Origin of the sequence: Mesorhizobium sp. M7A.F.Ca.CA.002.04.1.1 (genome assembly GCF_004022805.1) — a bacterium.
GTDB lineage: Bacteria > Pseudomonadota > Alphaproteobacteria > Rhizobiales > Rhizobiaceae > Mesorhizobium > Mesorhizobium ciceri.
The window spans coordinates 1-3,167 of sequence record NZ_RZPL01000660.1; the positions used below are offsets into that span (position 1 = coordinate 1).

Annotated in this window: 3 protein-coding genes; 2 read left to right on the forward strand and 1 reads right to left on the reverse strand. The window is 61.5% G+C overall.

The window, feature by feature from the left end:
- Positions 1-1,200 (forward strand): S16 family serine protease (locus ENZ75_RS26270; protein ID WP_128278428.1); only part of this gene is annotated, 1,200 nt, incomplete at its 5' end.
- 298 nt (positions 1,201-1,498) lie between these two features.
- A complete protein-coding gene (locus ENZ75_RS26275; protein WP_006201846.1) occupies positions 1,499-1,771 on the forward strand; it encodes an HU family DNA-binding protein in 273 nt (90 codons plus the stop codon).
- A gap of 144 nt (positions 1,772-1,915) precedes the next feature.
- Here ENZ75_RS26275 and ENZ75_RS26280 read toward each other — a convergent pair whose 3' ends face one another.
- A complete protein-coding gene (locus tag ENZ75_RS26280) occupies positions 1,916-2,938 on the reverse strand; it encodes an aldo/keto reductase (RefSeq protein ID WP_063167791.1) in 1,023 nt (340 codons plus the stop codon).
- Positions 2,939-3,167: the final 229 nt, after the last annotated feature.

Sequence of the window (3,167 nt, forward strand, 5' to 3'; positions counted from 1 at the left end):
CCCGGCAAGGTCATCCAGTCGATGAAGAAGGCCAAGAAGTCCAACCCGCTCTTCCTGCTCGACGAGATCGACAAGATGGGCCAGGACTTCCGTGGCGATCCGTCATCGGCGTTGCTCGAGGTCCTCGATCCGGAACAGAACTCGACGTTCATGGACCACTACCTCGAGGTCGAATACGATCTGTCGAGCGTCATGTTCGTGACGACGGCGAACACGCTGAACATCCCGGCGCCCTTGATGGACCGCATGGAGATCATCCGTATCGCCGGCTACACCGAGGACGAGAAGATCGAGATCGCCAAGCGGCACCTGATGCCTAAGGTGATCCGCGATCACGCGCTGCAGCCGAAGGAGTTTTCCGTCGGTGAGGACGCGATCCGCGCCATCGTCCAGACCTACACCCGTGAAGCGGGCGTCAGAAGCCTGGAGCGCGAGCTGATGAAGCTCGGGCGCAAGGCGGTGACCGAGATCCTGAAGACGAAGAAGAAGACGGTGAACATCACGGCGGCGAACCTCGCCGATTACCTCGGTGTTGAACGCTTCCGCTTCGGTCAGGTCGAGGCTGACGATCAGGTCGGTGTCGTTACCGGACTCGCCTGGACGGAAGTCGGCGGCGAGCTGCTGACGGTCGAAGGCGTCATGATGCCCGGCAAGGGCCGCATGACGGTGACCGGCAATTTGCGCGACGTGATGAAGGAATCGATTTCGGCGGCGGCCTCCTATGTCCGCTCGCGCGCCGTCGATTTCGGCATCGAGCCGCCGCTGTTCGACAAGCGCGACATCCACGTGCACTTGCCGGAAGGCGCCACGCCGAAGGACGGCCCGTCTGCAGGTGCTGCCATGGCGACAGCCATTGTATCGGTACTGACGGGTATTCCGGTCCGGGCGGATGTGGCGATGACCGGCGAGATAACGCTTCGCGGCCGCATCCTGCCGATCGGCGGGCTCAAGGAGAAGCTGCTCGCCGCACTGCGCGGCGGCATCAAGAAGGTGCTGATCCCGGAAGACAATGCCAAGGACCTGGCGGAGATTCCGGACAATGTGAAGAACGGCATGGAGATCATTCCGGTCTCACGTGTCGGCGAGGTGTTGCGCCACGCGCTGGTGCGTATGCCGGAGCCGATCGAATGGGTCGAGCCGGTCAATCCGCCGGCTGCGACAGACAGTGCCGACGACGCTGGAAAGTCCCTGGCGCATTAGAGCGCCGGGCGTCCATCTGGACGCACAAAGGACGCTCTAACGCCCAGACTTGCGCATGGCCCTTGCCGCAAACCGGCTACGGTTTTCGGGGCCATGCGTTGGTTTTCGTCGAGGTTGCAGCGCACAAACGGAGAGCCGGGCCTGACGCCCGGCTTTTTCATGTGAAAAACCCCGGAATTCCGGGCTTTTTCCGCTTTTTTCCTGCCTTTTCGACTTGGTTGCGGGAGCGCTTCTTTCTAAAGTCCGTTTCCTGCCGGATGAGTCGATAGTTCCGGTGTTCTCATGGAAGGGAATTTTTATGAACAAGAACGAACTGGTGTCCGCTGTCGCCGACGCCGCGAGCATTTCGAAGGGTGACGCGCAGTCGGCGGTCGATGCGGTATTTTCCGTGATCACCGGCGAACTGAAGAAGGGCGGCGATGTCCGGCTTGTCGGCTTTGGCAATTTCACCGTGTCAAAGCGTGCCGCCTCGACCGGCCGCAATCCTCAGACCGGCGCCGAAGTGAAGATCCCGGCGCGTACCGTGCCGAAGTTCTCGGCCGGCAAAGGCCTCAAGGACGCAGTCAACTAAGCGTTTTTTCTTTTCAGAGACCTCAGAAAAGCCGGGCTTGCCCGGCTTTTCATTTTGGTGCCCTACGCCGGTTCATGCGACCAGAAAAGCCGGGCTTGCCCGGCTTTTCATTTTGGTGCCCGACGCTGACGCGACGCGGCCGGCTTATGCGGTCGGCGCATCAGTGCGCATAAGACCTTCCTCCTTGAGATCCGCCCAAAGTGCTGCGGGCAGTTTCGCATCGAGCAGCGAGCGATTGCTCTCGACTTCGCTCGGCCGTTGGCCACCGGGGATCACCGAAACGACTGAAGGATGCAGCAGCGGGAATTGCAGGGCGGCCTCGATCAGCCTGACACCATGACGCTTGCAGACGTTCTCGATCCCGGCGACCCGGTCGAGTATGTCCTTCGGCGCTTCGGAGTAGTTGTAGTAGGCTCCGGGCTTCGGCCCTGTTGCGAGGATGCCGGAGTTGTAGGGTCCGCCGAGAACGATGCCGATGCCGCGTGCCTGGCAGAGCGGCAGGAAGGACGTCAGCGCCTCCTGTTCCAAGAGCGTATAGCGCCCGGCCAGCAGGAACAGATCGAAGTCGCCGCGCTCAGCCAGCGTCTGCGCGACCTGCCACTCATTGATGCCGCCGCCGAACGCCTTGATCACGCCCTGGTCGCGCAGCGACAGCAGGCCGTAATAGCCCGAGCGCATGAACTCCTCGATGCGCCGGTCGGAGGCTTCCTTGCTGCCATGCGTGAAGATGTCGACATCGTGCACGAAGAGGATGTCGATCCGGTCGACGCCGAGGCGCTCAAGCGAGGCTTCGAACGAGCGCATGACACCGTCATAGCTGTAGTCGTACACCTCGCGGCGTGATGGCGTGTCGAAGAACTTGCCGATGCCGGTGCGCTCTTCGGGCGGGCAGGCACGCATGATGCGGCCGACCTTGCTCGACAGCACATAGTCGTCGCGCTTCTTGCCGCGCAGGAACGGGTTGAGCCGCGTTTCCGAGAGGCCGAGCCCATAGAGCGGCGCGGTGTCGTAGTAGCGGCAGCCGGTCGCCCAGGCGGCCTCCAGCGTAGCGTTGGCGTCCTCGTCGGAGACGGCACGGTAGAGATTGCCGAGCGGCGCCGCGCCGAAGCCGAGCTCGGTGAAACTGATGCCGCCATTGCCGATGCGGTCGAAATGCCGTGTCTTCATATCCTGCTGTTTGCCTCGCCTGATTTGTCTGACATGACACTATCACGCCTGTGATCAGGCAAAAGCATAGCTGCGCGTTGGACACGCATTTTCGCGGTTGCTAGCATGAACGAAATCAAGCTGTTCGTGGCAGCAAGAGCGGCAAATACCAGGGTGATTTTTCAATGGCGGGTTTGCGGTGAGCGACAAGAGCAAAAGCCTGTTCGAGACCTCACTTGAGGAGCTGGGT

Excerpts from the sequence above, each read along its gene's own strand:
- ENZ75_RS26280 (WP_063167791.1), bottom strand. The coding sequence starts at position 2,938 with ATGAAGACACGGCATTTCGACCGCATCGGCAATGGCGGCATCAGTTTC.
- ENZ75_RS26275 (WP_006201846.1), top strand. The coding sequence starts at position 1,499 with ATGAACAAGAACGAACTGGTGTCCGCTGTCGCCGACGCCGCGAGCATT.